At 45.4% G+C, this 25,477-nt stretch carries 26 protein-coding genes; 15 read left to right on the top strand and 11 right to left on the bottom strand.

The window, feature by feature from the left end:
• Positions 1–69 precede the first annotated feature (69 nt).
• Both ACYVD4_RS24850 and ACYVD4_RS24845 read left to right on the top strand, forming a co-directional pair.
• Entirely contained in the window at positions 70–426 is a 357-nt protein-coding gene (locus tag ACYVD4_RS24850; RefSeq protein ID WP_460950315.1) for a hypothetical protein, read from the top strand.
• 113 nt (positions 427–539) lie between these two features.
• Positions 540–1,070 (top strand): ferritin, encoded by a 531-nt coding sequence (locus ACYVD4_RS24845; RefSeq protein WP_460950314.1) that lies wholly within the window; start codon positions 540–542, stop codon positions 1,068–1,070.
• 69 nt (positions 1,071–1,139) lie between these two features.
• Here ACYVD4_RS24845 and ACYVD4_RS24840 read toward each other — a convergent pair whose 3' ends face one another.
• Both ACYVD4_RS24840 and ACYVD4_RS24835 read right to left on the bottom strand, forming a co-directional pair.
• Positions 1,140–1,352: a hypothetical protein gene (locus ACYVD4_RS24840; RefSeq protein WP_460950312.1), complete on the bottom strand. Its 213-nt coding sequence runs from the start codon at positions 1,350–1,352 to the stop codon at positions 1,140–1,142.
• A gap of 11 nt (positions 1,353–1,363) precedes the next feature.
• Positions 1,364–1,723 carry a DUF6686 family protein gene (locus ACYVD4_RS24835; protein WP_460950311.1) on the bottom strand — a complete coding sequence of 120 codons (360 nt, stop codon included), beginning with the start codon at positions 1,721–1,723 and terminating at the stop codon, positions 1,364–1,366.
• 219 nt (positions 1,724–1,942) lie between these two features.
• Here ACYVD4_RS24835 and ACYVD4_RS24830 point away from each other — a divergent pair, with 219 nt between their 5' ends.
• On the top strand, positions 1,943–2,872 hold the full coding sequence (locus ACYVD4_RS24830; protein WP_460950309.1) for a DUF6607 family protein: 930 nt from the start codon (positions 1,943–1,945) through the stop codon (positions 2,870–2,872).
• Positions 2,873–2,930: 58 nt separating this feature from the next.
• Here the strand turns inward: ACYVD4_RS24830 and ACYVD4_RS24825 are convergent, their stop codons facing one another.
• Together ACYVD4_RS24825 and ACYVD4_RS24820 are read right to left on the bottom strand one after the other, a co-directional pair.
• Entirely contained in the window at positions 2,931–3,212 is a 282-nt protein-coding gene (locus ACYVD4_RS24825; RefSeq protein ID WP_460950308.1) for a hypothetical protein, read from the bottom strand.
• 96 nt (positions 3,213–3,308) lie between these two features.
• Positions 3,309–3,881 carry a DUF4136 domain-containing protein gene (locus ACYVD4_RS24820; protein ID WP_460950306.1) on the bottom strand — a complete coding sequence of 191 codons (573 nt, stop codon included), beginning with the start codon at positions 3,879–3,881 and terminating at the stop codon, positions 3,309–3,311.
• A 362-nt stretch (positions 3,882–4,243) separates the two neighbouring features.
• Here ACYVD4_RS24820 and ACYVD4_RS24815 point away from each other — a divergent pair, with 362 nt between their 5' ends.
• A complete protein-coding gene (locus ACYVD4_RS24815) occupies positions 4,244–6,193 on the top strand; it encodes a heparinase II/III domain-containing protein (protein WP_460950305.1) in 1,950 nt (649 codons plus the stop codon).
• 46 nt (positions 6,194–6,239) lie between these two features.
• Complete coding sequence (locus ACYVD4_RS24810; RefSeq protein WP_460950304.1) at positions 6,240–8,072, top strand: ABC transporter ATP-binding protein; 1,833 nt, start codon at positions 6,240–6,242, stop codon at positions 8,070–8,072.
• 11 nt (positions 8,073–8,083) lie between these two features.
• Here ACYVD4_RS24810 and ACYVD4_RS24805 read toward each other — a convergent pair whose 3' ends face one another.
• The 3 genes from ACYVD4_RS24805 to ACYVD4_RS24795 form a co-directional block, all read right to left on the bottom strand.
• Positions 8,084–9,085 (bottom strand): metallophosphoesterase family protein, encoded by a 1,002-nt coding sequence (locus tag ACYVD4_RS24805; RefSeq protein WP_460950302.1) that lies wholly within the window; start codon positions 9,083–9,085, stop codon positions 8,084–8,086.
• A gap of 49 nt (positions 9,086–9,134) precedes the next feature.
• Positions 9,135–10,040: an SAM hydrolase/SAM-dependent halogenase family protein gene (locus tag ACYVD4_RS24800; protein WP_460950300.1), complete on the bottom strand. Its 906-nt coding sequence runs from the start codon at positions 10,038–10,040 to the stop codon at positions 9,135–9,137.
• A gap of 101 nt (positions 10,041–10,141) precedes the next feature.
• On the bottom strand, positions 10,142–12,208 hold the full coding sequence (locus tag ACYVD4_RS24795; RefSeq protein ID WP_460950298.1) for a sensor histidine kinase: 2,067 nt from the start codon (positions 12,206–12,208) through the stop codon (positions 10,142–10,144).
• Positions 12,209–12,775: 567 nt separating this feature from the next.
• Here ACYVD4_RS24795 and ACYVD4_RS24790 point away from each other — a divergent pair.
• The 3 genes from ACYVD4_RS24790 to nth all read left to right on the top strand — a co-directional run bounded on the left by ACYVD4_RS24790 (position 12,776) and on the right by nth (position 14,365).
• The gene (locus ACYVD4_RS24790) at positions 12,776–13,375 is read left to right on the top strand and encodes an RNA polymerase sigma factor (RefSeq protein ID WP_157587915.1); all 600 of its coding nucleotides are present in this window, start codon (positions 12,776–12,778) and stop codon (positions 13,373–13,375) included.
• Positions 13,350–13,601: a hypothetical protein gene (locus ACYVD4_RS24785; protein WP_460950296.1), complete on the top strand. Its 252-nt coding sequence runs from the start codon at positions 13,350–13,352 to the stop codon at positions 13,599–13,601. Before ACYVD4_RS24790 ends, ACYVD4_RS24785 begins: the two co-directional genes overlap by 26 nt.
• A 95-nt stretch (positions 13,602–13,696) precedes the next feature.
• Positions 13,697–14,365, top strand: coding sequence for an endonuclease III (nth, locus tag ACYVD4_RS24780; protein WP_460950710.1), 669 nt, complete (start codon positions 13,697–13,699; stop codon positions 14,363–14,365).
• Between the two features lie 90 nt (positions 14,366–14,455).
• Here nth and ACYVD4_RS24775 read toward each other — a convergent pair whose 3' ends face one another.
• Positions 14,456–14,875, bottom strand: a complete 420-nt coding sequence (locus tag ACYVD4_RS24775) for a nucleoside-diphosphate kinase (RefSeq protein WP_460950295.1) — start codon at positions 14,873–14,875, stop codon at positions 14,456–14,458.
• 200 nt (positions 14,876–15,075) lie between these two features.
• On the opposite strand from ACYVD4_RS24775, the gene ACYVD4_RS24770 reads away from it, so the two are divergent.
• The 3 genes from ACYVD4_RS24770 to rdgB all read left to right on the top strand — a co-directional run bounded on the left by ACYVD4_RS24770 (position 15,076) and on the right by rdgB (position 17,756).
• Positions 15,076–16,107, top strand: coding sequence for a DHH family phosphoesterase (locus tag ACYVD4_RS24770; RefSeq protein WP_460950293.1), 1,032 nt, complete (start codon positions 15,076–15,078; stop codon positions 16,105–16,107).
• Positions 16,108–16,199: 92 nt separating this feature from the next.
• A complete protein-coding gene (locus tag ACYVD4_RS24765) occupies positions 16,200–17,111 on the top strand; it encodes an FKBP-type peptidyl-prolyl cis-trans isomerase (RefSeq protein WP_460950291.1) in 912 nt (303 codons plus the stop codon).
• A gap of 66 nt (positions 17,112–17,177) precedes the next feature.
• Positions 17,178–17,756: an RdgB/HAM1 family non-canonical purine NTP pyrophosphatase gene (gene rdgB, locus ACYVD4_RS24760; RefSeq protein ID WP_460950290.1), complete on the top strand. Its 579-nt coding sequence runs from the start codon at positions 17,178–17,180 to the stop codon at positions 17,754–17,756.
• 77 nt (positions 17,757–17,833) lie between these two features.
• On the opposite strand, the gene ACYVD4_RS24755 is transcribed toward rdgB, so the two are convergent.
• The 3 genes from ACYVD4_RS24755 to ACYVD4_RS24745 form a co-directional block, all read right to left on the bottom strand.
• A complete protein-coding gene (locus ACYVD4_RS24755) occupies positions 17,834–19,954 on the bottom strand; it encodes a peptidylprolyl isomerase (protein ID WP_460950288.1) in 2,121 nt (706 codons plus the stop codon).
• 492 nt (positions 19,955–20,446) lie between these two features.
• On the bottom strand, positions 20,447–20,998 hold the full coding sequence (locus ACYVD4_RS24750) for a sll1863 family stress response protein (RefSeq protein WP_460950286.1): 552 nt from the start codon (positions 20,996–20,998) through the stop codon (positions 20,447–20,449).
• A gap of 99 nt (positions 20,999–21,097) precedes the next feature.
• Positions 21,098–21,670 (bottom strand): thioredoxin family protein, encoded by a 573-nt coding sequence (locus tag ACYVD4_RS24745; RefSeq protein ID WP_460950708.1) that lies wholly within the window; start codon positions 21,668–21,670, stop codon positions 21,098–21,100.
• Positions 21,671–21,889: 219 nt separating this feature from the next.
• Here ACYVD4_RS24745 and ACYVD4_RS24740 point away from each other — a divergent pair, with 219 nt between their 5' ends.
• The 4 genes from ACYVD4_RS24740 to ACYVD4_RS24725 are packed head-to-tail and all read left to right on the top strand — an operon-like array spanning position 21,890 to position 25,473.
• Complete coding sequence (locus ACYVD4_RS24740; protein ID WP_460950284.1) at positions 21,890–22,504, top strand: TetR/AcrR family transcriptional regulator; 615 nt, start codon at positions 21,890–21,892, stop codon at positions 22,502–22,504.
• A gap of 49 nt (positions 22,505–22,553) precedes the next feature.
• Positions 22,554–23,933: a TolC family protein gene (locus tag ACYVD4_RS24735; RefSeq protein ID WP_460950283.1), complete on the top strand. Its 1,380-nt coding sequence runs from the start codon at positions 22,554–22,556 to the stop codon at positions 23,931–23,933.
• A 38-nt stretch (positions 23,934–23,971) separates the two neighbouring features.
• Entirely contained in the window at positions 23,972–24,406 is a 435-nt protein-coding gene (locus ACYVD4_RS24730) for a DUF3995 domain-containing protein (protein WP_460950282.1), read from the top strand.
• On the top strand, positions 24,403–25,473 hold the full coding sequence (locus ACYVD4_RS24725; protein ID WP_460950281.1) for an efflux RND transporter periplasmic adaptor subunit: 1,071 nt from the start codon (positions 24,403–24,405) through the stop codon (positions 25,471–25,473). Before ACYVD4_RS24730 ends, ACYVD4_RS24725 begins: the two co-directional genes overlap by 4 nt.
• Positions 25,474–25,477: the final 4 nt, after the last annotated feature.

Below are 25,477 nucleotides of genomic sequence, written 5' to 3'. Positions count from 1 at the left end.
GAATATTGTTTAGACGCTATCTAAATTAACAAATACGTATTATTTTTGTATGTTGATTTTGCGTAGACAATGAACAGTAGCGTACCGACCACGTATCAGGAAGTTTTCAAAACAGACAGAGGTGTTGTTTATCAGTGCGACACAACCCACCGGCTGATTCTCGAATTTTGGGATACCCGCACCCAATTCTCCGCTCGTGATTTTGTTCACTTCCGTCGGATGGTGGAAACGGTCGACATTCGGCAGATGGCCCTGAGTACCTCTCCTGAGTATGATGTTGAAATTCTGACGCTCCCCCGTGCCGAACGTTGCTACGTACTGACACTCTGCGAAATCGTTCACCTGCGCGAACTCCTTAACGGTGCCCGCCTTATGCTCGACCTGAACTCGATGCTTCGTGAATGTGGCTGTACAATGGCAGAATAGGCCATAAATAGACTTCTTCTAAATTTTCTGATAATCAACCGGATGTGCAACAACGACCGTTTTTTTTCTGTTGTTTTGTCATACGATTAGCTCACCGGAAACGGTTACACATCATGAAAGATTTAGCAAGACTACGCACAGCAATAAAAGAAAGTGTTGAGCTGGCTCTCAACCAACAGATACAAATGGAAATGACAGCTTCGTCGAAATATCTGGCGATGGCTGGCTGGTGTGACCGCAGCGGTTATGATTATAGCGCTGGCTTCTTCTACAAACAGTCGGAAGAAGAACGGAAACACGCCATGAAATTATTTCATTACCTTTGCGACCAGGGAGCTACGGCTTATTCGCCAGAAGTACCTGCTGTTAATCAGGATTTTGACTCATTACGTTCGGTATTTGAAACCGTTCTGGAACAGGAAATTGCCGTTACCGATTCGATCAACCGAATTATCGCTATCTGCCGTCGTGAAAACGACTTTGCTACCGAAGAGTTGCTGAGATGGTACGTTAAAGAGCAGGTAGAAGAAGAATACATTGCTCGTCGCTGCCTCGACCTGATCGACCAGATTCCTGCTGATCAAGTTTACTACCTCGACAAAAAACTGTCAAGCGTTACGTACGAGGACAACGTATTTGAATAACCAACCTATGATAAACCGTAAAAAAGGCACTCTAAGCGGGTGTCTTTTTTTATTTGATACGTAGCTGTGTCAATTCAATACGTTACACTCCAGCCCAACTCTCGCCAATACCCGAATTATATCGGCTTCTTTCAGCGAATCGGCTTCGATACGTAATACACAATCATAATCTTCGAGATCGATACTCCAACGGCATATGCTACGTAATTTGCATAACTGACAAGCTGCCCGATGGATTCGCTCATCGCTATTGATATTGGTTCGGAACACAAGTACGGACATGATTTTATCGTTTAATTCTGAGCCATTCGCAACGTTTCGAGCCAATGAAGTCGCCTAACCGCCCGACTTAGCATCTTCCGTAACTCAATCAATTCATGCGGCATAAAGCTAAAACTCAAAAAGCGCGACGATGTGCTTAAATGAATACGGTCTTCGTATGGATAGGCCGTAAAGTACGCTTCGGTGTCAATGCTACGTATCTGCCATTCCAATACTAAAAAATCGTCATAACCTATCCATTGTGTTATGTTGTTGAATTGTAGAGAAATGTTGTGGCTCTCGATTTCACAGGAGCTACATGAAGCCGTTTCGCCATGCAACATAATCCGTCCACTTGCCGAATTGGCCAATAAATAACACTGGCATTTCATACTTTAAATCGTTGTCGTTGAGGGCTGTATAAATTTGATTACTAATAATCCATAACTATACAAGTCATCCTGAATTCAGCATCCTTTCGTAACATATAATTCGTTTTACAAACGTAAGTTCTATTTAGAATCATTACAAATAATACAAAGTATTTATTTATCCTCGTCCAAAATTGGTTTGTGATTGTTACTATTTTATCACGTAACTACTTATACATCATGCGTTTATCCATCTTGACTACATTTATATTGCTGAAGGCAACTCTGCTAATCGCGCAAACATTGCCTAAGCCTGAAGATATAGCCGCTATAAAAGCACAGTGTGGCTGCCATAATGTTAGCTTCCATTACGCCGAAACCTTCTCTCCCGATAAGTCCTATACATTCAAGGATCGCTATACGGCCCGAGGAACCGAGTGGGTGTTTGTCGATGAAGTTGTTGGCTCGGCAACTCGACCGATCAAAATAGTGATCCAGCACCTTCTGGTTGTAAATGATAACGTAGTGGTGAAGCATTGGCGGGAAGATTGGGAATATCAGGCAACCAGCTTGCTCGAATTTGACCAGAACGCTACGTGGAAACGGATCAATTATTCTCCATCGCAGGTAAAAGGCCAGTGGGCGCAGAAAGTATTTGAAGTAGACGATAGCCCACGATATGAAGGCACAGCCAGTTGGGTCCACGTCGACGGGCGGGATTTCTGGGAAAGTACGGTCGATGCTCCCCTACCGCGTCGTGAGTTCACAAAACGCTCCGATTATAACGTACTACGTCGAACAAATCAGCACGAAATCAGCCCAGACGGCTACGTTCATGAGCAGGACAATGAGAAAATTATCCGCTCCGAATCGGGCGATCAGTTACTGGTAGCTGAGAAAGGATTGAATATTTATAAACGTACCGATGAGAAAAAATGCCAATCTGCTAAAGACTGGTGGGCTAAACATCGAACGTACTGGACTGATGTACGTAATGTCTGGAATGATTTACTGGCTAATCGCGACATAGTAGCTATTAAGGGTCAGGTGAAAGGGCAGGTGCTAAGTCAGGAATTAGACGAGCTTGCCGAAACAGCGCAACAAACAACTTATAATTCAGCAGCAAGCCGTCCGCTTATTCGGCAAACAATTGAGAAATATCTGAAGTAAATCCAGTTCCAATTCTGCGTAATGGGAAACTCTAAATCACTGAACCCGAATCAATAAACTACCATTTTGGTGGAGGAGCTTGGGTAGTAGCCTGAGGAGCACTTGTCCAGGCTGTATCGGCCGGTACAACTCTGGAAATTGTATCGCAATCCTCAAGTCGCCCCTGAAGTTCAACGATTTTACTTTCCTGTTTGGAGAGATTTCGTTTAAGGTCAATTGTGGCATCTTCGAGATGTTGATGCCGGTTATAAGCTACCCCCAACAATGCCATAATGCATAACAGCAGCACAAGAATGGCTGTTGCAAGCGAATAAACAAATCCTCGACTTATGGCTGTCATGAATTGTGGGCTATAAGCTACAAATTAACAAAAACCTATGTCCATAAAAAAACCTGCCTCCGTTGGGAAGCAGGTTTTTTATAGAATGGCCAATGCTCATCGGGCAGCACCATAATCCTGACCCGCGCTTTCCGGGAAATTCTTCATAATGCTGGTCACCGTTTCGCGGAACGCCTGATCTCGGTCACGCTCTTTGTTCTTGCTATTGAGCTGACCCGTTGCCCAGCCCTGCCAGATGATGTCGTTCGTACGGGCATCCAATACGTTGATTACTACCCGATTTTCTTCGTATTGACGCGAATAAACGTTGTTATTCATACCGCCGTACCAGCCCCACGAATAAGGCGAGTACATGTTGTTCGACTGAATTTGCTGCTTGTCTTTCGAGTCCATAAAGAACCGAACCACCAGATCGGCTTCGCCCTGCGTAACAGGCTTATAACCGCGTGCTTTCAACGATTGATCTAATGCGTCGGAAATCCGGCGCTGATTCAGGTTGCTACCCACAATTGGGTCGGCGTTACGCTGGCGGTCAGCTTCGATACGATACGTAGCAAACTGCCGAACATTCACTTTAGGATCATAGTCGTACTTAACCGTAATAGAGGGGGCGCAGGACGCCAGCGTACCGACGATGAACAGACTGCTGATTATGGCTTTGAGTTTCATGGATATTGAGTCGTTATGCGTATCAAATGACTATTTAACGTTAAAGAATCTGCCATTCGTATACGCTATTTTAATAACTAATAATAAGTGGTATTCGTTCGATTCTCCTAAACATCCCGTCAGCAAGAATCAATTATTAACTCATTGATAATCAATATAAATTTTAACGATTAACGTTTTTTAACAGAACATCTGCGCTCAATTTTTAATCGAATTTCTAAACGAGATTAATCCTGTTTTTAACTAGACCCCAAATTGACCGTTAAGGTTGTTTTCGAGGTGCGCCATTAAAATGCAGATTGCTGTGACTTTAGGTACGTAATACTCCTATTGTTCGTTGCATCTGATATAGTTTTCTGCCAATGAAAATTCCCTTTCTTCTGACGTTATTGTTCCTCAGCGGTCTGATTGCGTCGGCCCAAAAGCAGGATTTATTAAGTGGAAAATTCGCCGGCGATGCTCTTCGGAAAGCTTTAATTCCGCAGGCACAATGGGCTCCTTTTCCGAAACGCGACGACCGGGCTGGCTGGGCGAAAGCCGATCAGGCCATGATGCAGGCGTATCTGAAAAAAGCTGAGTCTTATCTGACGTATCAATGGCCGTCAATTACAGCCACCAAGTCATTACTCTACGAACGTACCGGCGACCGTGATCAATATCAGGCACTTAGTTTCGATAAGCGCGCGGTACTCGGTACGTTGCTATTGGGTGAGATTTACGAAAATAAGGGCCGGTTTATCGACCAGATTGCCGATGGTGTCTGGTCAATCTGCGAAGAATCGTTCTGGGGCGTACCTGCTCATTTACCCAGAGGCAAGGAATACTCGGGGCTCATGGACGTATCACGACCATTTGTCGATCTGTTTGCCGCCGAAACTGCTACGTATCTGGCCTGGGTCGATTACTACGTTGGCGATAAGCTGGATGCTATTTCGCCCCAGCTTCGGAAGCGGATGTATCAGGAAACCAACTATCGAATTTTTCAACCCTTGATGACCAAACCGCACGGCTGGATGACGACCAATTCGGCCGGTCGTCCGCCTAACAACTGGAATCCGTGGATTTGCTCGAACTGGTTAAATGCCGTTTTACTGCTGGAAAAAGACGATACGAAACGTACTGCCGCCGTAGCAAAAATACTGGATGTTCTCGACGAGTTCGTGAATCCTTATCCGCAGGATGGGGGTTGCGATGAAGGGCCAAGTTATTGGGGAGCGGCTGCCGCATCACTTTTCGACAATATTGCCATGCTCAACACGGCCAGTAACGATGCGTTTCAATACGTATATGCCGACGAAAAGTTTCGCAACATGGGCAAGTTCATTTACCGCGCTCAGATCAGCGAAAACTATTTCTTGAACTTCGCCGATGCCGACCCGCAACCCGGAATGGCGGCCACCATGATTTATCGCTATGGCAAGGCCATCAACGATCTGGATATGATGAAATTCGGCGCTTTCTACCGCAAACCCGAAGACGGCTCCGTTGGACGCTTTCACTACTTCCGAAACTTCTATTCGCTGTTTATGCAGGATGAATTTCAGAAAGCACCACAGGGTTTGCCGTTACCGAAAAACGTCTGGCTCCCCGATTTGCAGGTCTTTGCCGCCCGCGACAACAGTGGAACAACCAAAGGTTTCTACGTAGCAGCCAAAGGCGGTCATAACGACGAGAGCCATAACCACAATGATGTTGGCAACTACGTTGTCTATTACGATGGTCAGCCCTTGTTGATTGATGTAGGACGGGGTACGTATACATCTAAAACGTTCAGCAGCAAGCGATATGACATCTGGTACAATTGCTCAGATTACCATAATCTTCCCACTATTAACGGAAAAAATCAGCCACCCGGCGCTACGTTCAAAGCTCGTAACGTTACGTATAAAACCGATGATGCTGTAACGCAATTTGGCGTCGATATAACACAGGCTTACCAGAAAGATGCTGGCGTAACGAGCTGGCAACGTAGCATCCGGCTCAATCGCGGTAAAAACGTTCAGGTTGATGACGTAGTGAAACTGGCCAGTGCAACAGACGTAACGCAACACCTGATGACGTGTTACCCAGCCGAGGTAAAAAAACCGGGTGAACTGATTATTCACTACGCAACCAAACAGGGAACCGCCCGCGATTTCGTTGTTACGTATAACCCTAAGCAAATGCAGCCTTCCATCGAAAAAGTAAAGCTGGATGCACCTGAAGATAAAGGGATTATCACAAAATGGGGTGATACTATTTATCGTATCAATTTCAAGGTACTCGCGCCTAAAACGTCGGATAAGATGACCTTTACCGTTGCTGCTTTCTGAACCGAAATACCGTCGGGCCGACGTTTCGGTTATCTTTGCAGCACGAATGAAAACATACCTCCGCTTACTCTCGTTTGCCAAGCCGCTGGGCCGGTTTCTGACGCCATTCGTGTTGACGTCGCTACTGGCTAGTGTTTTTGGTGTATTAAATTTTACGCTACTGATTCCGCTGTTAAGCATCCTGTTCGATAAAGTTGATGCTCAGAAAATGCAGGCTTTTTTGAATCAGCCTGCGCCTTCGTTTACTACGTCGCCAGTCGATGCGTTCAGTTATTACTTTGCACAGGTATTTCAGACCTATGGTAAAGTTGGTGCGCTCCAGTTTGTCTGTGCCGTTATTATTACGTCGGTACTTTGCAGTAATCTATTTAAGTATCTATCTATAAGGCAACTAGAATCGTTTAAAGCGCGGATGGTTGCTACGTTGCGCGAAACCGTATTTAGTCGGGCCATCAATTTGCATCTCGGTTTTTTCTCAAATGAACGCAAAGGAAATCTCATTTCCCGAATCACCACCGATGTTCAGGAAGTCGAAAATTCGATTGCTAATACGTTATCGGCGGCCTCCAAAGAAGTGTTTTTGCTGATTGGCTATATCATTGCGCTGCTGAGCATTTCGGTGAAACTGACCTTATTCGCCATTCTGGTTATTCCCGTATCGGGCATATTCATTGCCTTTCTGGTTCGTCGGATGAAACGCGACGCGCAGGCTGGTCAGCAGCGATTGAGCGGATTGGTGAGCTTGCTAGACGAAACGTTCGGTGGTATGCGCGTGGTAAAAGGTTTCGTAGCCGAAGGGTTTATTCTGGACAAGTTTCGGCAGGAAAACGAAGGCTATCGGCGGGCGGTACGTTCACTGGCTAATCGGCGCGAATTGGCGTCACCTTTTTCGGAAGTTATGGGCGTAGCCGTCGTATCAGGCATTCTGTTGTATGGCGGTTCGCTGGTATTGAGCGGCCAGTCTGATTTATCGGCGGCCGAGTTTATTTCATACATCGCCATTTTCTCGCAGGTTACGCGTCCCGCCAAAGATATTTCGAATGCATTCAGTGGCTCACAACGTGGGTTGGCTTCGGGCGAACGCGTGCTTGAACTCATCGATACGCAACCCAATATCCAGGACAAACCCGGTGCTGTTACGTTGCCGAGTTTCTCCGACCGTATTTCGGTACAGAACGTATCATTTGCCTACAATGCAGATACGCCTGTGCTACGTGACGTTACGTTCGATTTAGCTAAGGGAAAAACGATTGCGCTGGTTGGTTCATCAGGCGGAGGAAAATCGACCATTGCCGATCTGATTCCGAGATTTTATGACCCAGTTGATGGCCGTATTTTAATCGACGGCGTCGACCTCCGCGATTGTACGATGGCATCGTTACGAGCGCAAATGGGTATCGTTACGCAGGAAAGCATTTTGTTCAACGACACCATTTTCAACAACATTGCTTTCGGGAGCAATGCCTCTGAGGCCGACGTTATGGAAGCCGCCAGAATTGCCAACGCGCACAATTTTATTGTTGCACAGCCAAATGGCTATCAGACTATTATTGGTGATCGTGGTGGTAAGCTATCGGGCGGACAACGGCAACGTATCAGCATTGCCCGCGCGATTCTGAAAAACCCACCGATTCTGATTCTCGACGAAGCGACATCGGCCCTTGACACCGAATCAGAAAAGCTGGTTCAGGAAGCCCTTACGCGCCTGATGGCCAACCGTACTACGTTGGTAATTGCGCACCGGCTCAGCACGATTCAACACGCTGATGAGATTCTGGTGGTGAATCAGGGCCGTATCGTAGAGCGTGGTCGACACGATGAATTGTTGACGCTAGACGAAGGATTTTACCGGAAATTAAGTACGATGCAAAGCGTGTAGAAACGTAGCGTTTATTTCTGACTGATACGTATTACTTTCCGCTCCCGGATAAACGGAACAATTTCCTGACCAATTTTCAGCGGTTTATACGTATCGCCAAACCCTAATTCTTCGGGCGATTTTCCAACCCATTTCGTTCGTCGACCTTCTAGCTGAATCGTCAACGTAGCGGGATCGATGGTCAGAACCGTAAACAATGGATCCTGATACGGGCATGTACTGGCTAACGACGGATGCTTTTGGTGAATCTCCTTCGGGTAGCTTTCGTGCTTGAATTTATCGCCGACCCAAACGTAAGACGCCGAATTGATGGTCAGATAGGGGATTTTTCGGTCGTACATCAACTGATCGATATGCGAGTGTCCATTAATTGCCACAATAATCTTTTCTGCTGCGCTCGCCAGAATATCCCGAATTTCAGCGGCATTATCGACCGATAACGTACCAATCAGCGGCTGATGCGAAACCACGATAATGGGGCCATCTAGTTCCTGAAGTTTTGCTTTTAGCCAGCTCGTCTGCGCTGGATTTATGTAGGCAGGATAGCCGCCTTTATGCGTTGGTGAGCCTGGGTCGTTTCCATCGAGCACGATCAGCCAAATACCGTTAATTTGCTGAACGTAGTACCGACCGGGCATTCCCCAGCCTTCCACAACCTGTTCTCGCGTTTGACCACCATCAACATCGTGATTACCAATTACATGCAGATGGGTTGGATGTGCCTGATTGAATAAATCAATAACCTCTTTGTTCTTCGCTTCGGGGAAAGCAAAATCACCCATTTGCAGAATACCATCGACGTTACGTTGGCGAATATGCTGCACAAAGCGCGCTAATCGGGTTTTCCCATCAGGCACTATATCATGATGAATGTCTGAAATCAACCCAATTTTTACAGGTTTAGCGAGTTGATTAACGCCAGCCTGAGCCAGCAATGGTATACTCAACGTAACGCCCAGTGCAGCGCTGGTGCGAATGAAATCACGACGGTTAAGATTTTTGACTGTATTCAAGACGCTTAAAATCAGGTATCTAGTTGGGACTCGAACCTACATTGCTACGTTAGTTAGCTTGTTTACTGACCGTAATAGTCCATTCGGGGCCACTAACAACTTTATATTTTTCCGAAAAATTGCCCTGATTAACGGCAATTGAAAAATTCAGCAGGCTATTAATATATGCTACGTCGTCGCCGGTCGATACTTCGCCAAACGTATTCACCAGCCGAACCGTTTTGTCATAAACAGACTGGTCGCTCTGGAAAATCTGCACGCGAACTTTATCCCCAGCTTTAGCGCCAATCTTATCAATCATTGTCTTCGGAATATTCGTCCAGACATTCCCGTACTGAATATCAAGAATCGGAATTGTCCCTTTCACTACGTTCTTGTTAACCTCAGGTTGCTGGTAGATAATCCGTACTACGTTGTTCGGCAATTTAGGGCCAACTTTCGCAAAACTAATCACACGCGCAGCCAGCCGTGCAGCCGTGTAGGCATATACGTCTCGTCCGTGAAAGGTGTAAGAAGCCCCCGAATTTCTCCGCCGATTAGTTACCTCGTCAATTTGGCGAACCTCGCGAATACCTAAATCTTCAGCGACTAAGGTTAACGTACCGTTGTCGGGTGTAACAATATAATGCCCTGATTTAGTGAGCAGCACTACCGATTTACGTTCAGTACCAACGCCGGGGTCACAAACCGATACAAATACGGTGCCAGCGGGGTAATAAGCTACTGTTTGATGCAACCGATACGCAGCTTCCCAAATATTATAAGCTGGAATTTCGTGCGTTAGATCAAACAATTTTAATGATGGAGAGACGCCTAATGCTACGCCTTTCATTGCCGATACAGCGCCATCTTTCAACCCAAAATCAGACTGAAAAACGACAATCCCATTCTGCGCCTTTGCCCACTGACTTGTCAGGAGAATACTAAAAATCAATACTCTAAAAAATGTACGCATCGTATTAATAACACGGATTTTAGTCCGTAAAACCGAAAGCTAATAATAAAAGGGTTTTTGTCGTTCTCCTAATTCATAAGCACGCGTGCTGGCGTTACTTATTATCCGGCAACCTTGTCGGCCGGAACAGGCAGGATAAAAATAAACGTAGTACCCTCACCATCGCTGGAGTGAATTTCGTAGCGTCCCCGAATTAGATCCATCCGCGCCTGAATATTGTTCAAGCCCATTCCTGTAGCATCGGAAGGGTCCATACCGCAGCCATTATCTTTTACGATCATGTTCAATTCGGTATTAAACCGTCGGAAAATAATATCGGCTTCGGTTGCTTTCGAATGGCGTAAAATATTACTACACAACTCAATGCAGATTGAATACAGGTTAAACTCAGCCGTTTTATCTAATCGTGGCAATTCTGCAACATCCAGCCGAAAGGTTATTTTCTGACTTAAGTTAAGTTTGTTCACTAAACGTGCCAACGCTTCTGAGAGACCTTGTTTTTCTAACTCATCCGGTTGGAGATTATGCGACAGATAGCGAATTTCGGCAAAAGCCTCCTGACTCATATTTAACAGGTTATGGTAAATCTGTTGCTCACGATCAGCCATCTTGGCCGGATTCAATGCCGATAAACTGGTTTTGATAGCCGCCAGCAACCCACCCAAGCTATCGTGCAGATCAGCAGCCATTCGTTTTCGTTCGAGCGTTTGGCCACGTAGCAGAGCTTCTTCGATCTCACGATTTTTGGCACGTAGCTGGTCGTTGGCCAGCTTTAATTCTATTGTTCTGGCCAGCACTTTGTTTTCGAGGTCGTGGTTCAACTCTTCAATTTCGTGCTTTTGCCGATGAATCAGGCGGTTTTTGCGATAGTAAACAGCTATGAAACCCAGTAACATGGCTACGCCACCTACCAGAATAATGCGCAATAAATAACCTTCTTCAATGTCGTGATTCAGTTTAGCTATGTGTGCCTGCTGCGTAATTCGATTTTTTTCGGCATTCGTTTTTATCCGTTCATTTTCAATACGTTGCTGGAGTTTGTTTAGCTGTGCTTCACCAATCAGCTGTTTCCGTTCCGATTCAGACTTCAACCGTTCCAGTTCTGTTTGCCTGCGCATATCGAGTAGCTGCTGCTGTTGCATGAACCGCTCCCGATCTGCCGCCATCCGAATCTGGTTAATATCATATTTCTTTTGAAGCGTTGATAGCTCTTCTACGCGTTTCATGTTGTTGAGGCTATCGCGGATCATGCTAAACTCCTCATACATTGCCAACGCCTGTGCGGGCTGATTTGCCACCCGAAAAGCTCGATATAATGATTGCGTTGCCATTTGTCGAATCTTTGTATAGCCTTCCTCACGGGCAACAGCCACTGCTTTTTCGCCAAACTCAATAGCTAAATCAGGCTTATTGGACAGGGTATAACATTCCGACAGTCGCGCCCAGACAGCCGCCTGCCCCGGCCGTTCATTTAATTGACTCCAGACAGCAAGGCTTTCCTCAAACGATTTGATTGCCTGTTCGGGCTGGTGACGGCTAAGATAAAAATCACCCAGACGTTCATCGGCGTATGCTACGTTCACCTGCGAACGTAGTTCCATCGCTATTTGCCGACTGGCTTCATACTGCTGACGCGCTTGGTCATATAATCCCTGAATCTCATACACTTCGCCAATCTGGGAAATGGCCTGACTAACTAGTAATTTTCTGTTTTTGGGAGTCAGCGACGTATTGAATCCCAGCAGCTTCATTGATGCCTGATAAGATGCAAGAGCGTTAACATATTCTTTCTGGACCATATAAATATCGCCCATATTCATTAATACCTGCCAACGGGGTGAGCTCTCGCGCGGCAAATGGGCACACAATTCCGAAGCATGTTGATTGATGACAAGCGCCTGTGGATAATCGCCTTTTATTGTACGGAAATAATGTTCCTGAAACATCATAGCCCGTACTGCGTATAGGTCGTTCCGGTAAAATTTTGCTGCGGCTTCCAGTTGTCTGGCATAGAAAAGGGTGCTATCACGTTTTTGGCCACGCATTTGCTTGAATACGAGCGACATATAACGTAGTCCTTCTAACCGTAACGTATCATTACGTGGGTTTCTTGGCAGACTTGCCGAAATATGGCGATGTACCCGGCCAATTGTTAACAGACTATCCATATAGGCTGCATCCCCTCGTCTATCGAAGTCCAGTTCGGGTAATTGAGGGCAGGTTTGCCCAAAGCAGTTTATCTGCCACCCAACTAATAAGATTGCAAACCAAACCCACCTCATAAACAAACTACCCCTTAACGACCGGCAAAATAAAGCTCTAAAATAGCCATTCCAGCCAGTAAATCAATGCATTAGACAAAAACAGTATTTAATGCTCACTTGTGCTAACCAAGTCCAACAATTGTCAGTGGCCTATAATTTGAAAAAAAGTTAATCCTCGCTTAAACGATCATGTGCTAAATAGAATCTATATTGCATCATCAAACGTAAGTACAATTAATTCTCCGAATAAGCTATATTTGCTTGGACGTTAAATTTTCAGCATTTTTCCTTGCTGAAAATTAAATTTTTGCAAGAAAAAGTACCGTTTGGCAGATTTTTTGTACTATTTATTTGGATTTAAGTCAGCCAGCACTTATTTTTAAAACTGGATTCTCAATATTTTCATAAAAAACATAATCACCTGCACACTATCGGAACACTGCTCTACGTTACCTAATTGTCTTACTGAAAATGGAAAAAGCCCAGGTAAACGACAGTGAGTTGATTTCCCTGTATATCCGTGGTAATGAAAAAGCCTTTGCCAAATTAGTGCAACGGCACAAATCGAAAATCTACACCACCATTTATCTGATAGTTAAAGACCAGTATGTGGCGGAAGATTTAATGCAGGATACGTTCATAAAGGCCGTAGATACGCTTAAATCTGGTAGATATAACGAGGAGGGAAAATTTCTACCCTGGATTATCCGAATCGCTCACAACTTGGCCATTGACTATTTCCGAAAGGATAAACGCTACCCCAGTGTGGTGTTTGAGGACGGAAGCAGTGTGTTCAATACGCTTGAGTTTGCAGAAGATTCGGTCGAATCGCTACAAATTCGCCAGGAAACACACGAGCATTTGCGCGAGTTGATTCAGCGATTGCCAGAACAACAACGCCAGGTGCTTATTATGCGGCACTACGAGGAAATGAGTTTCCAAGAGATTGCCGATGCAACCGGCGTCAGTATTAACACGGCATTGGGACGTATGCGTTATGCGCTGATCAATCTGCGCAAACAACTGAGCAAACGTTCGCCGAGTTATGATAAAAACCTTTACCCAAGATGATGTGATCCGGTATGTCTATGAGGAGACTTCACCTGAAGAAAATCTACTCATTGAAGATGCCATGATGTCGGAGCCGGAACTGATGACGTTCTTTCTGGATGCGCTTGAATTACGGGCGCTTATGAATCGAATAGAACGAAGTCCTAGACCGAATACGATACAGTCAATTCTCAATTATTCCCAAAATCATCCATCAAGTCCACCTACTCGTCGACGTCAATTATAGACGTGTAGGTGGAGTATGTAATGCACACATATTGTCTGCTGTGTTAACGAAATTCGTTTTATACGGCAGACAGAATGTGTGCGTTACCTATGCCTATGCTAAAAAAAGAGCGATTCCGGCGCTTTCTTGAGTACTTCACCCAGCACTATCCAGAGCCTAAAACGGAACTCAACTTCAGTAACCCTTATGAGTTACTGGTAGCTGTTATATTGTCGGCTCAGTGTACCGATAAACGTATCAATCAGATTTCGCCGGCTCTGTTCGCCCGATTTCCGGAACCCGAATCAATGGCTGCCGCTTCGGTTGATGAAGTATTCACGTATATACGTAGTGTTTCTTATCCCAATAACAAGGCGAAACACCTCGTTGGTATGGCGAATGCGCTGATGGAGAAGTTTGGAGGAGAAATTCCGGCAACGCTGGAAGAGCTTCAGACATTACCCGGTGTAGGACGCAAAACCGCCCATGTCATTCTATCGGTAGTCTATAATGAGCCGACTATGGCGGTCGACACGCACGTATTTCGGGTTTCGCACCGGATTGGGTTAGCCCCTTTAACGGCCACAACTCCACTGGCAGTCGAAAAAGCCTTGATGGCGCATATTCCGAATCAATACGTACCGAAAGCCCATCACTGGCTCATCTTACACGGTCGCTACGTATGTCTGGCTAGAGCCCCCCGCTGTGGTGTATGCAACTTGAAGGATTTCTGTAAGTATTACGAGAAGAATTTTGAACCGATACGTCGGCCCGGCGGGATTTAACAGATTTAAGGATTAACCAGATTTGTTTCGCTTCTTCGAAGCGCTTTATCAATCAACAAAATCTGGTTAATCCTTAAATCCTGGTTCAGATTAATACTGCTCCGTTCCGGCAAAGAAGAAATTGCTTTCTATTTCAGCATTTTCATCAGAATCAGAACCGTGAATAGCATTCGACTCCATTGATTTGGCATACAATTTCCGAATCGTACCTTCTTCTGCCTGAGCAGGGTTTGTTGCGCCAATTAGTTTACGGAAATCAGCTACGGCGTTTTCTTTTTCTAATATCATCGGAATAATCGCTCCCGACGACATGTAAGCGCGTAAGTCGTTATAAAAAGGGCGTTCCTGATGAACAGCATAGAATTGACCTGCTCGTTCGTTTGTAAGCAGCGTTTTTTTGATCGCTACAATACGAAAGCCCGCTTCTTCGATCAGTTTGATGATTGCTCCAGAGTGCCCATCTGCTACAGCATCGGGCTTAATCATGGTAAATGTGCGATTTGTTGCCATTATTAGGATAACAATGTCCAAATTTTATTTGGTTGCAAAGGTAAGCGGTTTTGATTTAGCACCATGCTATTTTATAACCATCTGATTAATAAATACCAACTGAGTCTGTCAGACTGACATTATTGCCTGAGCAGGTGCATCCCCTGCTTTCAGAAATTATTCGTACTTTTGACTTTCGATTACGGCGTTGCCGTTTGTTTATGCAGGATATTGAAGCGATTGGCGCAGCTATCGGACAACCGTCTGGCGGCCCCGCGCAAACCGTGTTAATTACCACTCATCAAAACCCCGATGCCGATGCCATGGGTTCATCGTTGGGGTTAGCTGGTTATCTTCGGAAAAAAGGCCATCGGGTTACAGTTGTTACACCGACCGAATATCCATTAAACCTGCACTGGATGGCAGGTAGTGATGAAGTGATTGCCTTCGATGAAAAGGTACGTACTACCGTAAATCAGCTTGTTGATGAAGCAGACATTATTTTCTGTCTTGATTTCTCAAGTCTCGACCGCATTCGCGATATGGCCCCTTTGGTACGTCAATCACGGGCGCGTAAAATACTGATCGACCATCATCTCGAACCCGAGTCGTTTGCCGATTCAGGCCTTTGGGACCCATCGGCAGCATCTACGACCGAACTCATCTTTCGGCTTATTGTAGAACTGGGCGATAAAGACCTGATTGATGTACCGATTGCTGAATGTCTCTATGCTGGTCTGATGACCGACACCGGTTCGTTTCGGCACTCCAATACAACCGGAAATGTGCATCGGATGGCAGCCGAACTTGTCGACTTAAAGATTGATGTCAGCACAATTCATCGACGTATTTTCGACAACGTAACACTCGATAAATTTCGGCTGTTGGGTTACGTACTGAACGAGAAATTGAAGGTATTGCCCAATTACAAGTTTGCTTACATTACACTAACCGACAACGAGTTAAAACGTTATCGCTCGAAAATGGGGGATACCGAAGGTATGGTTAATTATGCACTCGCTGTGGAAGGAGTTGTAATGGCAGCTATTCTTATCGACCGAATTGATGAAATTCGACTTTCGTTTCGTTCGATAGGCGATTTCTCAGTGCGTGATTTAGCCAGTAAACATTTCGAAGGCGGTGGTCATCGAAACGCTGCTGGTGGCCGTTCTAAATTGTCGCTGGCCGAAACTGAGCAAAGACTGCTAGACATAATTCCTCTTTATCAGCAACAGCTTCTGGAAACCATATAACTGTTCAACATTTCAAGAGTCAACGTTCGAATATGTACCGTTGAACTTGAAACCCAAGACCAAAAAATAACAAAACAACCAAGCAATTTCTCATGTCTCTTAAACATTTCGGGAAAGCCGCCCTGATTGTCGCTGTGGTAGCGGCCTGCGGTAAAAACCGCGTACAGGTGACGGACAACGGCCTGAAGTACCAAATTCACGAACAATCGGAAGGAACGCGCAAAGGTAAAGTTGGCGATATCCTTTCACTGCATCTTACGTTGCTGAATAATAAGGACTCCGTGCTACGTGATACGCACAAAGAAGGGGCTCCTTTCCAAATGCTACTCCAAGTACCACCTTTTAAAGGATCTTACGAAGAAGGGCTAACAATGCTTGGTAAAGGAGATAGTGCTACGTTCTACGTTAGCGCCGACTCGATCTTCACCAAGGCTATGCAACCACTACCTCCGGGTGTTCAGAAAGGCACTGATATCGCTATTGCAGTGAAAGTAGTGAATGTTCAGACAGAGGATGAGTACAAAAAAACGCAGGCGGCCGAATTTGACAAACAAAAAGGAATCGATACAAAAACAATCGAAACTTATGTTGCCAAAAACGGAATGGCTGGCGTAGCAAAGAAAACCGCTGGGGGCGTCTACTACGTAGTGAAACAACCAGGAGCAGGGCCTAATCCGAAACCGGGCGATGTAGTTTCTGTACATTATGCAGGTCGGCTGCTGAACGGAAAAGAGTTTGATAACTCTCGCACAAACCCACAAGCTGGTGGTAAGCCATTTCAGCTTCAATTGGGCATGGGCATGGTTATTCCGGGTTGGGAAGATGGCATTATGCAATTACATAAAGGCGAAAAAGCAACGCTTATTATTCCATCGACATTAGCTTACGGCCCACGCGGCAATCAGGCAATTCCACCAAATTCGGTGCTTTTGTTCGACATTGAAGTAATGGATATCCAGAAAGGGCAGGCCCCTCCTCCGGGTATGCAGGTACCAGGTCGTTAACTTAATTAGACCCGATTTTCGAAAGCCGTTTGCAGATTTAGCTGTAAACGGCTTTTTTTGTTCCCTATGGAACTTTGCTTTGCAACCAACAATCAACACAAACTCAACGAAGTTAGTGGTCAACTCGGCCAATCATTTATCCTTAAAACCCTAAGTGATATTGGCTGTACCGACGAACTGCCTGAAACGACAGGTACCATCCCCGGCAATTCCCGGCAGAAGGCGGATTACGTCTGGACACATTTCGGCGTATCCTGTTTTGCCGATGATTCTGGACTAGAAGTTGACGCATTGAATGGTGAACCTGGTGTTGATTCAGCTTTTTATTCGGGTAGTAGGGACGCGGCTCAGAATATCCAGAAACTACTGAAAAATCTTGAAGGCGTAACGAATCGAAAGGCGCAGTTCAGAACCGTTTTCACGCTCATTCTGCATGGCGTCGAGCACCAGTTCGAAGGTACTATTCCCGGCCAAATTCAACTGGAGCCGCGTGGCGAAGGCGGCTTTGGCTACGATCCTGTCTTTCTGCCCGATGGCTATGATCGTACATTTGCTGAAATGAGTATAGAAGACAAAAATGGCATAAGTCATCGCTCGCGTGCGCTCGCGAAAATGATAGCCTATTTGCAACAGCAGGTACATTAATCTGCTACGTCATCAATCAAAAAGCCCGCATCTAATTCTTAGATACGGGCTTTTTGATTGATACTTAAATTGTATGACTAATAGAACTTAGCCCGGCGATCTTCTACGTTAGCAGCTTCTTTAATCGCTTCGTTTATGTAGAAACCAACCCGCGATGTATTATTCTGCTGAATTTGCGTTTTATACATAGTATAATCGCCAACTGCAGGAGCTTCAGTCAAGGCTTCGGTTTCCATGATCAAAACGCCACCTTCGCCAGCAAAAGGCTTCGAACGCTTACCGGGCTTCAGACCAAATGCTTTACCCAAAGCAACCGCATCAACACCAGCGCTACGTAGGAAACCTGTAGCCAGATTAATATCGTCGGCGGTTTCAACCAGTGCACCAGCACCATATTTCTGAGCGATACTTTCGAGCGTTCCGCTGGCGTTACCCAGTTTGGTAATGATTTGCTCACCTTTCAGTTCATTACGTACTTTCGCCGTTAACTCTGTCCGGAAATCATCTACCGTAACTTTATCTTCTTCCGTTTTCTTGGTCAGAACAGCAATTACGTATTGATCTCCTACGATAAACGGCTCCGATACGTCACCAATATCAGTTCCTTTATCGAAAGCCCAGCGAACAATCTGCCGAACTTCAGATCCTGCCAGTGCATTAATTTGATTAGCACTTTCTGGAAGACGGTCGGCTGTAGCAACAACCAGCGATTTATCTTCTTTTACTTTCGCATCAAACTCTTCTTTGGTACGTACTTCCGAAGCAAACTGGTCAGCTTTCCGAAGAGCGTCGTCGCGAGTGATCTGGCTTGGTGTGATTGTTTTACCAATCGCTGCAATCCGGTACAGTACGTTCGTTTTAGGCTGAGTTACCTTGATGATGTGATAACCGAATTCGGTTTCGATCAGACGAGGAATCAAGCCAGCCGACGTAGCACCAAAAACTGCCGTTTCAAATGGCTTAACCATCTGACCGTTGTTCTTAAAGTAACCCAGGTCGCCACCAACCGAACGTGAACCGTCGTCACTGTTCGTTTGAGCAAGAGCTTCAAAGCTGGCTCCACCCTGAATCTGTTTCAACAAACCTTCTGCACGACGTCTTGCATCTGCTTTTGCTGAATCAGCCAAACCTCTGGTTTGAATAAGAATGTGGCTGGCGCGGGCTGTGAAACTTGTATCTTTTTTGGTTCCGCCGTACTTATAAATGAAATAGGTGTTGTTTTCACGGAAAGGCCCGTAAATACCCCCCGGAGAGAAACTCCCAATCGAAGCACGCAGTTGTTCAGGCATTTCACCTGCCGTAATGTAAAGCGGTACGCGAACGTCGCTGTTTTGTTGAGCAAAAACCGAATCGTCTTTAGCGGCTCCCAAACCACGTGCCAACGATTTGATCTCGTTATAGAGCGTAGCACTGTCTTCTTTAGACGGAACAACCGAGAACGTAACGTACTGCATCGAGCGGCTATCAGAACCCTGATATTCGTCTTTATGCTTATTCAGGTAATCCTGAAGCTGCGAATCCGTAACCTTCACTGTAGTATCGTTGATGGTGTAATACGGAACAAACAGGAATTTTACGTTAGCTTTAGCGTTCTGAGCCTGATACTCTTTCTGTGCTTCTGCCGTTGTTGCATAAACTGACATACGCATCAAGCCTTCATATTTCTCACGCAGACGATCTGAGTTCAGATTCCGCTCGAAACTTGCCCAGGCAGCCTGTTGCTGAGGAGGCAGATTTTTAAGCCCTTTCAGATAGCTGATGATGGAGCTTTTATCGAAAACACCCGTTTGCGGATTTGTAAATGCCTGACGTACCGTAGGGCTAATGTTGCTACCCTGCACCATGTCGACCAATTCTTCAGGTGTTACTTTGAGGCCAAGCTTATCAAATTCGTTCTGATAGGCAATATCGAACAGTAACTGATTCCACGCTTGCTCACGAATCTGAGCCAGTTCCTGATCTCCAGGAGGACGACCCGACTGTTGTTCATACTGCGCCCGAAGCTCATCTACTTTTGCATTAAACTCTTGATAATCGATGGATTGGCCGTCAATTTTACCAACTTCCTGCTGATTTCCGCCGAACAGTAGACTGCGTCCTCCCAGCAAGTCTCCACCCACAATAAACAGAATTAGGCTGACAGCAATAATGCCAACGGCTAACCCTGAACGTTCTCTGATCTTATTAATGACAGACATTTCGCTTTTAACAGACAATTTAGCCCGCAAAATAACAATTTTCCCTCCTTGAATACAAGGACTTTGCCAACTGCGTTACGGGTTTTTTCCTAAAAAATGGTTAAGTTGATTTTTCTTACTCTCCTTATACTACGTACTAAATGCGTACAGGCAGCTTTTTTCACTGTTTCCAGCGCAAACTCCATACCAAAATGTCTGTTGGTGCTACGTTAAGTTTATTCGTATAAAATATAGACAACATACTCACTTAATGGCGACGAGTTCACTTGGTGGTGATATTGACTTCCCAATTTTGAGTTTTTATGCCCTGTAGATCATTAGAAATTTATAGCTGAAAATGCTACGTATCTAAACCAGAATCAGTCGAAAAAACAATTGCTTTCCGTTCTACTAATATGGTCAATAAGTTACATATCTGTAGAATTAACGCCACATTATTCCACAAAAAAGGCCGACTCAGGAGTCGGCCTTTTTTGTGGAATAATGTGGCGTTTACTTATTGTCTGAGTCTAATTTATCACCAGCTTTATCGAAAGCATCACCTATATTACGGCCGGCTTTTTTAAAGCCAGTTTTTATATCTTTCCAGGCATCAGCTGTTGCATTTTGAGCTTTATCGATATCATTGCCAAGCTCTTTGCGCTCGTCTTCGAGTTTAGCTAGTTGTTCTTTCGATTCAGCTTTTGCTTTAGCCCCTTCCTGTTTCATATCCGCCTTCATTTCAGCGATTTTAGCGTCGAGTTTATCCTTCTCGACCCTCATTTTCGCCACAGCCTTATCACGTTCTTCCTTAAAATCAGCAGCTACTTCGTTTGATTTAGCTTTAGCATCATCGCCCGCTTCATTCAAATCTTCTTTTGCTTCATTTACAGCATCTTTCGTATCGGCACTAATAGCATCGCCTGTTTTTTCAAGCGCATCTTCCGTACGCGATTCTTCTTTATGATCTGACCCACAGGCCTGAACCAGCGTTAGAGAAGCTACAAGCAATATTGTACCGGCTACTCCCTTAATTCGTTGCATAATTAATTGCGACTTTTTCATAAACGTTGTGTGTAGTTTGATTGTCACAAACCCCATTAACAAATGGTGTGCCAAAAAAATAGATACCGTTGAAAGGAGAACCAGTATGTAGGCTACTTTTTATTTCCACTTAATAGCACAACCAATGGGTTTGGTGATGGGCGTCTGAACGGGGCGGCCCGCCAGGAGGTTTGTTACGGCTTCATCAACGTAGCGCCGTTGAACATTAGCATTGTCTTGCGGATTATCGTCGACAGTGCCTACATATTCAAGTACAAAATGCCCTTCATGCTGATTCAGTACGTAGACTTGCGGTGTACGAGTGGCGCCAAACGTCCGGGTAACCTGTTGCGTATCATCAATTGTGTATGCAAAGGGATAGGCTTTCTCCTGAGCACGGGTTTTAATTTGCTCGAACGTATCATCTTCGTAGGCCGCTGGGTCGTTGGGCATGATAGCCAGCACCGGATAGCCTTGTGGGGCAAATTTACGATCCAGTGCAATGATTCGGTCTTCGTAAGCTTTAGCAAACGGGCAGTGATTACTGGTAAAGACAACAATTAGCCCTTTCTGCGTCTGATAATTGCTCAGTGAAACCTCGCGACTATCAAGACTTTTCAATTGAAAATTGGCAACTACATCGCCCAGATTATAGCCTTTAGCGAGTTGCGCATGAATTTCCTGCGGAATCATTCCTAATATCCACAGACATACTACAACCCGGCAAACAACCTTATTCATGGCAAACTTCTTTAGTAATCAATGTTTAGATACGTAACAACACAGAAAGATTAATTGTCACATCCCAATACGTCTGTTAGCCATAAACTTTGTGCGATTATAAAATTTTATGGCTAAAATTTGTTTACTAAACAGTGTTCAGTAAGTTTGCATCGTTTATTAATGTAAAGCATGGGAATTGTAGAGCGGAAAGAGCGGGAGCGGGAAGAAATGCGAAAATTGATTCTGGAAGGAGCCCAAACGCTTTTTCTGACGAATGGTTTCGACAAGGTTAGCATTCGCAACATCGCGGATGCAATTGAATATAGCCCCGCTACGATCTACCTCTATTTCAAGGACAAAAACGAGCTATTTTTTGCACTGCATCAGAAAGCGTTTTTAAAGTTGATTGAGGAGTTTGCTCCTATTGCGTCTATATCAGACCCAATGGATGCCTTGATCGAAATGGGACGTATTTACCTGCGGTTTGCCTTCGAAAATCCGGAGTTGTATGACCTGATGTTTATTATGACTGCACCTATCGAAACACTGGCTTGTCGGGAAGATGTTTGGGAAGATGGTCATCGGGCATTTGGCCTTGTTAAACAAGTGGTGCAGGCTTGTATTGATGCCGGTTCGATAAAACACCCAGATGCCGAACAGGCAGCACTACTTATCTGGAGCACCGTTCACGGGCTGGTAGCCTTACACCTTCGCAAACGAATGAGCATGTTTGAGACCGATGCACAAAAACTGGTCGACGACGTATTTGGGCTATTTATTACACTTATAAAACGAGGACTCTAAAAATTTTTTATCCGTTCACTAAACACTGTTCAGTAAATAACAATTGATCATGAAGCTTATTCACCGCTACATTCAGTACTTGGCGCTGCTTCTTCCGACGATTGCAGTAGCTCAGCCAACCCCTGTAGGACAATCGGCTATTCTGGAAGGCTATGTTCGGGAAGGACTGGCCAACAATCTGGCACTACGTCAGGAATCACTCGAAATCAGTCGCATAACTGAATCACTAAATCAGGCCCGCTCGTTATTCTATCCTCGTGTGGCTTTCAACCCAACGTATTCTGTAGCAGCGGGTGGACGACGGCTGGAATTTCCGGTGGGCGATATGCTGAATCCTGCCTACAAAGCACTCAATCAGCTCACAGGTTCTGAGCGTTTTCCCACCAATATAGAGAACGTGAACCAACTGCTGGCACCGAACAATTTTCACGATACCCGAGTAACGTTCCAATACGCAATTTTCAATACCGATATTCAGTATAACTTCCTTATTCAGAAACAATTACTTACAGCACAGGAAGCTCGTCGGCGAGTTATAGAGAATGAGTTGCGATACAACATAGCAACTGCTTATTACCAGTATCTGCAAACGCTCGATGCGATCCGTATTTTCGAAAATTCGCGTCACATTTTAACCGAACTGGCACGTCTAAACGAGAAACTGGTCAGCAACAACGTAGCAACCAAAGAAACCGTTACGTCGGCCCGTTACGAAGTCAGTAAAGTCGATCAGCAACTTGCCGTGGCGGAGAAAAATCGGGAAACCGCCCGAGCGTATTTTAACTTTTTGCTCAACCGCAATCTGACTAATGCTATTTCGGTCGACTCATCACTGACGAAAATTCTACCAGAGCCAAAAGAAAATCTTCCCGATTTGCAACAAACGGCGCTACGTAGCCGGCAGGAAGTAAGCCAGTTAAACGGCTCGCTTGATGCAGCCCGAACAGCGGTAAAACTGAATGAAGCCAACGCTAAAATCCCGAACGTCTACATAGGTGGTAGCACTGGTTTTCAAGGTTTTGGCTATACGTTTCGGAATCAGGCCTACGTAGTGGCTCAGTTGGGGCTGCAATGGGATTTGTTCAGAGGCTACGAAAAACGCTCGAAGATTCAGCAGGCCAAAATCCAGACCGAAGCGCTTCAAACCAAACTTACCGAAGTTCAACGCCAGATCGAACTACAGGTATTACAGACCTATTATGACCTTACGGCTGCCAACGAAAGTCTGGTGGCTACACAAAGCGGAATGCTCAATGCCGACCAGACATTTCGGGTCGTTGATAGCAAATACCGTAACGGCCAATCGCTTTTGATCGAGTACCTGCGCTATCAGAACGACCGGCAAACAGCACAGGTGCAACATTCACTCGCCCGAATGGACGTACTGCTCAAACGAGCCGCCCTCGACCGGGCCGTAGCCGTACAGTAACGTATCACGTTAATCGTTTCACCGCATTGATTCAAGCCATGATACCTGCTTTTATCAACACGATTATTTTATTGGCTATCAGCGCTATACATATTTTCTGGGCATTTGGCGGACGTTGGGGTTTATCGGCGGCATTGCCTCAGCAAAACGGCAAACGTGCGCTGAATCCGGGGCCAGTTGTTACGTTGTTTGTAGCCATTATTTTTGCCACGATGGCTGGATTTTATCAGTACAAAATCGGGCAATTTAATCAGCTTTTCTTCTGGGTACCCAACTGGTTAAGTCAATACGGATTGTGGATACTGGCGAGCGTTTTCATGCTACGTGCCATCGGAGATTTCCGCTACGTTGGTTTCTTCAAAAAAGTTAGAAAAAGCCAATTCGCGGAATTAGACACTACGTATTACTCACCCTTGTGTCTGCTGCTTTCAATAAACACTATTCTAGTCATTTATCTTCTGCCAAAACCATGAAGTTTCCATCCATTATACTCTCCCTCCTACTCGCCATAAGCATCTGGTCCTGTGGAACTAAAGCCGGTAATGATCAGGCGAAACAATCCACTGAAACGCCCGAAGAAACAGTTGTTCCGATTAAGTTAACGCCTGTTAGCACCGTAGTTCGTGCCGAACCCGTACTAGTTTCTGGACTGGTTTCATCGGCGAAGGAAGCGCGGCTTTCGTTCAAAATCGGTGGTATCATCAATCAGATGTATGTCGAAGAAGGACAAACCGTTCGTAAAGGCCAACTGTTGGCTACACTCGACTTAACCGAAATAAACGCACAGGTTAGTCAGGCGCAGCTCGCTCATGAAAAAGCCGGACGCGATTTAGGAAGAGTGAAAAGTCTTTACGCTGACACAGCCGCTACGCTCGAACAGCTTCAGAATGCGACAACAGGTCAGAATGTAGCCCAGCAAAACCTGACCATTGCCCAGTTTAACCGCAGCTACGCGCAAATTCGCGCAACCGTCGATGGTACCGTAACGCGCAAACTCACCAACACAGGTGAATTCATTTCGCCGGGCTCGTCGGTGTATTTGATTTCGTCGAATCGGCCCAGCGATTGGGTAGTACGTGTCGGTGTCTCGGACAAAGATTGGGCACGACTGCGAATCGGCAATCGGGCCAGTATTACACTCGATGCATATCCCGGCCAAACGTTTACAGGTTCCGTCAGCGAATTGGCACAGGCCGCCGATCCAGTGAACAAGCTTTATGAGGTAGAGGTACGTATTCAACCGGGTGGTGTAAAATTCGCACCGGGCTTATTCGCTAAAGTAACGCTCACGCCCGCCCAAAGCCGTTCGTATGCGCTGGTTCCTGTAGAAGCGATTGTTGAAGGAAATGGCAAAGATGGTTTCGTCTATGTACTGGCCGACGATCAGAAACACGTCCGCAAAACACCCGTACAAATCGGCTTTCTGGATAACGACAAAGTCCTGCTTACAAACGGGTTAAACGGTATCAAAGACGTGGTAACAGCCGGTTCAGCCTTTCTAACCGAAGAGTCGACAGTTGTGGTTAAGAATGAAAAATGAAGAG

This window comes from Spirosoma daeguense, from assembly GCF_054776875.1.
The sequence above is the reverse complement of the archived record's forward strand: the minus strand, read 5'-3'. Positions and strand labels throughout refer to the sequence as shown.

Bases quoted from the DNA above. Each gene is read 5' to 3' on its own strand.
- ACYVD4_RS24850 (WP_460950315.1), top strand. From the start codon at position 70: ATGAACAGTAGCGTACCGACCACGTATCAGGAAGTTTTCAAAACAGAC.
- ACYVD4_RS24845 (WP_460950314.1), top strand. From the start codon at position 540: ATGAAAGATTTAGCAAGACTACGCACAGCAATAAAAGAAAGTGTTGAG.
- ACYVD4_RS24840 (WP_460950312.1), bottom strand. From the start codon at position 1,352: ATGTCCGTACTTGTGTTCCGAACCAATATCAATAGCGATGAGCGAATC.
- ACYVD4_RS24835 (WP_460950311.1), bottom strand. From the start codon at position 1,723: ATGAAATGCCAGTGTTATTTATTGGCCAATTCGGCAAGTGGACGGATT.
- ACYVD4_RS24830 (WP_460950309.1), top strand. From the start codon at position 1,943: ATGCGTTTATCCATCTTGACTACATTTATATTGCTGAAGGCAACTCTG.
- ACYVD4_RS24825 (WP_460950308.1), bottom strand. From the start codon at position 3,212: ATGACAGCCATAAGTCGAGGATTTGTTTATTCGCTTGCAACAGCCATT.
- ACYVD4_RS24820 (WP_460950306.1), bottom strand. From the start codon at position 3,881: ATGAAACTCAAAGCCATAATCAGCAGTCTGTTCATCGTCGGTACGCTG.
- ACYVD4_RS24815 (WP_460950305.1), top strand. From the start codon at position 4,244: ATGAAAATTCCCTTTCTTCTGACGTTATTGTTCCTCAGCGGTCTGATT.
- ACYVD4_RS24810 (WP_460950304.1), top strand. From the start codon at position 6,240: ATGAAAACATACCTCCGCTTACTCTCGTTTGCCAAGCCGCTGGGCCGG.
- ACYVD4_RS24800 (WP_460950300.1), bottom strand. From the start codon at position 10,040: ATGCGTACATTTTTTAGAGTATTGATTTTTAGTATTCTCCTGACAAGT.
- ACYVD4_RS24795 (WP_460950298.1), bottom strand. From the start codon at position 12,208: ATGGATAGTCTGTTAACAATTGGCCGGGTACATCGCCATATTTCGGCA.
- ACYVD4_RS24790 (WP_157587915.1), top strand. From the start codon at position 12,776: ATGGAAAAAGCCCAGGTAAACGACAGTGAGTTGATTTCCCTGTATATC.
- ACYVD4_RS24785 (WP_460950296.1), top strand. From the start codon at position 13,350: ATGATAAAAACCTTTACCCAAGATGATGTGATCCGGTATGTCTATGAG.
- nth (WP_460950710.1), top strand. From the start codon at position 13,697: ATGCTAAAAAAAGAGCGATTCCGGCGCTTTCTTGAGTACTTCACCCAG.
- ACYVD4_RS24775 (WP_460950295.1), bottom strand. From the start codon at position 14,875: ATGGCAACAAATCGCACATTTACCATGATTAAGCCCGATGCTGTAGCA.
- ACYVD4_RS24770 (WP_460950293.1), top strand. From the start codon at position 15,076: ATGCAGGATATTGAAGCGATTGGCGCAGCTATCGGACAACCGTCTGGC.
- ACYVD4_RS24765 (WP_460950291.1), top strand. From the start codon at position 16,200: ATGTCTCTTAAACATTTCGGGAAAGCCGCCCTGATTGTCGCTGTGGTA.
- rdgB (WP_460950290.1), top strand. From the start codon at position 17,178: ATGGAACTTTGCTTTGCAACCAACAATCAACACAAACTCAACGAAGTT.
- ACYVD4_RS24755 (WP_460950288.1), bottom strand. From the start codon at position 19,954: ATGTCTGTCATTAATAAGATCAGAGAACGTTCAGGGTTAGCCGTTGGC.
- ACYVD4_RS24750 (WP_460950286.1), bottom strand. From the start codon at position 20,998: ATGAAAAAGTCGCAATTAATTATGCAACGAATTAAGGGAGTAGCCGGT.
- ACYVD4_RS24745 (WP_460950708.1), bottom strand. From the start codon at position 21,670: ATGATTCCGCAGGAAATTCATGCGCAACTCGCTAAAGGCTATAATCTG.
- ACYVD4_RS24740 (WP_460950284.1), top strand. From the start codon at position 21,890: ATGGGAATTGTAGAGCGGAAAGAGCGGGAGCGGGAAGAAATGCGAAAA.
- ACYVD4_RS24735 (WP_460950283.1), top strand. From the start codon at position 22,554: ATGAAGCTTATTCACCGCTACATTCAGTACTTGGCGCTGCTTCTTCCG.
- ACYVD4_RS24730 (WP_460950282.1), top strand. From the start codon at position 23,972: ATGATACCTGCTTTTATCAACACGATTATTTTATTGGCTATCAGCGCT.
- ACYVD4_RS24725 (WP_460950281.1), top strand. From the start codon at position 24,403: ATGAAGTTTCCATCCATTATACTCTCCCTCCTACTCGCCATAAGCATC.